We start from the raw sequence: 2,454 nt of genomic DNA on the forward strand, positions 1-2,454 counted from the left end.
TACTTTAATCGAAGATGTTCCCAACACCGCTGGGAAGCGGAGTTTAAGCGCCGGGGAGTTTGCTGGCGCAGTTCCAGGGCAGGAAGTCGTCCACTCGATTCACCGGATGGTCGGCGATATGGGCCAGCACGTAGCGCAGCCAAGCCTCGGGGTCGACACCGTTAAGTTTGGCCGTTCCGATCAGCCCATACATGGCGGCAGCGCGTTCGCCGCCACTGTCTGCGCCTGCAAACAGAAAGTTGCGACGACCCAGGGCCACGCCGCGCAGGGCTCGCTCGGCGGCGGAGTTGTCGATCTCGATGCGGCCGTCGTCGCAATAGCGTGTCAGCGCCGGCCACAGTTTGAGCGAGTAAAGGATGGCGGCCGCCGTATCGGACTTGCGCGACAGCGTAGCGAGCGTGGCGCTCAGCCATCGTTCGAGGTCGTCCAGCAGCGGCCTGGCATGCTGCCGACGAGCGGTGCACCGCTCGTCGGGCGGTTTGCCCCGTATGCTGTCCTCGATGACATACAGCTCGCCGATCCGGCGTAAGGCTTCGGTCGTTAAAGCCGATGGCCGCGCTGCATGCAGGTCATAAAATTTGCGCCGGGCATGTGCCCAGCACGCGGCTTCGAGCACCCGGCCACTCTCGTAAATGGCATTGAAGCCGGCATACGCATCTGCCTGCAAGATGCCGTTGAAGTTGGCCAGGTGCGCCTGCGGATGTTCGCCTTTGCGGTCAGGCGTATAGGCAAACCATACCGCTGGCGGCGTGCTGTCGCCGCTGGCACGGTCGTCGCGCACATAGGTCCAAAGACGCGCCGTGCGCGTCTTGCCATTGCCCGGCGCCAGTACCGGCAGAGGTGTGTCGTCGGCATGCAGCTTGGTCGCCGCCAGTACATGCCGGCGCAACGCATCGACCAGTGGGCGCAGCAGTGCTCCGGCGGCGCCGACCCAGTTGGCCAGCAAGGCGCGCTCCAAGTCCACACCTTCACGGGCGTAGATGGTGCTTTGGCGGTACAAGGGAATGTGGTCGGCGAATTTCGCCACCAGCACATGCGCCAGCAGTCCGGGACCGGCCATGCCGCGCTCGATTGGGCGGCTAACGGCCGGGGCCTGCACAATGACGTCGCAGCACGCGCATGCCAGCTTGGGGCGCACATGGCGAATCACACGGAAGCTAGCCGGCACATACTCCAACTGCTCGGACACGCTTTCGCCCAGTTGCTTCAGATTGCCGCCGCAGGCCGGGCAGGCCTCATTGGCGGGCATCTGCACTCGCTCCTCGCGTGGCAGGTGGACCGGTAACGGCTTGCGCTCCGCCTTCTTGCGCGGCGCAACCTCCACCGGCGCTTGTGCCTCTGCCACGGCGGCTTCGGCTTCCAGGTCTTCCAGTTTCAGCTCCAGCTGTTCGATCTGCTGGTCCAGCTTTTCCGAGCGGCGGCCGAACTGCATGCGCTTCAGCTTCGCCAGCACCAGCTTCAAGTGCTCGATTTCGGCGGTGCGCGTAGACAGTTCGGCGCTCAGGTGTGCCACCTTCGCTTCGCTCGCCAACAACGCTGCATCGCGCGCCAGCAGCATGGCTTTCAGCGCTTCGATATCGTTTGGCAAATTGGCGGCGTTGAGCATGCGTCCAAGTTTACGCAAATCGTGCCATGTTTACAAGGCCGATTGCGGTCGCCAGGTGCGTTCTGGTCGGCGCCAGTCGATCCCTTCCAGCAGCATCGACAATTGTGCTTGTGTCAGCGCCACGCTACCACTGCTGGCCTGCGGCCAGATAAAGCGGCCACGCTCCAGGCGTTTGGCCAGCAAGCATAAGCCGTCGCCGGTCCACCACAGCAGCTTGATCAAGTCGCCGCGCCGGCCACGGAAGACAAACACGTGGCCACTAAACGGATCTTCTTCCAGCGCGGTTTGCACTTTCGCTGCCAGTCCGTTGAAACCGCTGCGCATGTCGGTGGTGCCTGCGGCCAGCCAGACTTTTGTACCTGCCGGCAGGCCAATCATCGCAGCACGTGCTCCAACACTTGGGCCAGCGTGCCGCCGTTGGCCTGGCCTTCGATGCGTAGCCGCACACGCCCAATCTCAAGTGTGATGATGCCGGCCGGGGCAGGTTCCGCCTCAGATGGTTGCGCCGGCGTCGTCACCACCACTGGCATTAACTCATTGCCTGGTACCGCTGTGCCACCCACCAGTTGCCCTCCCTCGTATAGCTTGCGCCAGCTGAACACCTGGTTTGCATTGACACCGTGCTCGCGCGCGAGGCGCGCTACCGAAACACCAGGTTGCATGGCCATTTCCACGAGCGTTCGCTTGAACTCCACGGAATGCTGGCGGTACTTGCCGCGCGGTCCGCGCTTAATGACTGGTCGAAAATTTGTGTCCATAATTGAATTTGTGGGCACAACTGCTGTGCCAAAATTCGATCATGGCTGGGAGCGATTCTTACGTCCAGACGGCGCTGGCTTTACGCTTAC

3 protein-coding genes are annotated in these 2,454 nt (G+C 62.7%); all 3 read right to left on the minus strand.

Translation table 11 applies throughout. From position 1 onward, the window contains the following. Positions 1-43 precede the first annotated feature (43 nt). Genes BM269_RS28845 through BM269_RS28855 form a run of 3 tightly spaced genes read right to left on the minus strand, consistent with a single transcriptional unit; the run spans position 44 to position 2,364 of the window. Entirely contained in the window at positions 44-1,606 is a 1,563-nt protein-coding gene (locus BM269_RS28845) for an IS66 family transposase (RefSeq protein WP_090446029.1), read from the minus strand. A 30-nt stretch (positions 1,607-1,636) separates the two neighbouring features. Next, entirely contained in the window at positions 1,637-1,984 is a 348-nt protein-coding gene (gene tnpB / locus BM269_RS28850) for an IS66 family insertion sequence element accessory protein TnpB (protein WP_055936366.1), read from the minus strand. Continuing rightward, positions 1,981-2,364, minus strand: coding sequence for an IS66-like element accessory protein TnpA (locus BM269_RS28855; RefSeq protein WP_090446032.1), 384 nt, complete (start codon positions 2,362-2,364; stop codon positions 1,981-1,983). Before BM269_RS28855 ends, tnpB begins: the two co-directional genes overlap by 4 nt. Between the last annotated feature and the right edge of the window lie 90 nt (positions 2,365-2,454).

Origin of the sequence: Duganella sp. CF458 (genome assembly GCF_900113115.1) — a bacterium.
Classification (GTDB): Bacteria; Pseudomonadota; Gammaproteobacteria; order Burkholderiales; family Burkholderiaceae_D; genus Rugamonas.

Coding starts and splice junctions, on each gene's coding strand:
- BM269_RS28845 (WP_090446029.1), bottom strand. CDS start 1,606: ATGCTCAACGCCGCCAATTTGCCAAACGATATCGAAGCGCTGAAAGCC.
- tnpB (WP_055936366.1), bottom strand. CDS start 1,984: ATGATTGGCCTGCCGGCAGGTACAAAAGTCTGGCTGGCCGCAGGCACC.
- BM269_RS28855 (WP_090446032.1), bottom strand. CDS start 2,364: ATGGACACAAATTTTCGACCAGTCATTAAGCGCGGACCGCGCGGCAAG.